The 510-nt window shown below is 45.7% G+C and carries 4 tRNA genes; all 4 read left to right on the forward strand.

Annotated elements, in window-relative coordinates:
* Positions 1-29 precede the first annotated feature (29 nt).
* The 4 genes from QTO00_RS20730 to QTO00_RS20745 all read left to right on the forward strand — a co-directional run bounded on the left by QTO00_RS20730 (position 30) and on the right by QTO00_RS20745 (position 489).
* Positions 30-104, forward strand: a tRNA-Gln gene (locus QTO00_RS20730).
* 55 nt (positions 105-159) lie between these two features.
* Positions 160-244 (forward strand) — tRNA-Leu (locus QTO00_RS20735).
* Between the two features lie 30 nt (positions 245-274).
* Positions 275-349: transfer RNA gene (locus tag QTO00_RS20740), tRNA-Gln, on the forward strand.
* 55 nt (positions 350-404) lie between these two features.
* A tRNA-Leu gene (locus QTO00_RS20745) sits at positions 405-489 on the forward strand.
* The last annotated feature ends 21 nt before the right edge of the window (positions 490-510 follow it).

Raw genomic sequence — 510 nt, forward strand, 5'->3', positions numbered from 1 at the left:
CTTTAAAGTCTCTTGTATTAGAGCACTGCAGGTCTATCGCCAAGCGGTAAGGCAGCGGCTTTTGATGCCGCCATTCCCTGGTTCGAATCCAGGTAGACCTGCCATTATTAAAACGTTATTGATGTTTTACCAATTACATCAATAACTACAGATTAAGTTGCGGAAGTGGCGGAATTGGTAGACGCACCAGATTTAGGTTCTGGCGCCGCAAGGTGTGAGAGTTCAAGTCTCTCCTTCCGCACCATCTTTAAAGTCTCTTGTATTAGAGCACTGCAGGTCTATCGCCAAGCGGTAAGGCAGCGGCTTTTGATGCCGCCATTCCCTGGTTCGAATCCAGGTAGACCTGCCATTATTAAAACGTTATTGATGTTTTACCAATTACATCAATATCTACAGATTAAGTTGCGGAAGTGGCGGAATTGGTAGACGCACCAGATTTAGGTTCTGGCGCCGCAAGGTGTGAGAGTTCAAGTCTCTCCTTCCGCACCATCTTTAAAGTCTCTTGTATTA

Source organism: Vibrio sp. M260118 (genome assembly GCF_036533755.1).
Lineage (GTDB): Bacteria > Pseudomonadota > Gammaproteobacteria > Enterobacterales > Vibrionaceae > Vibrio.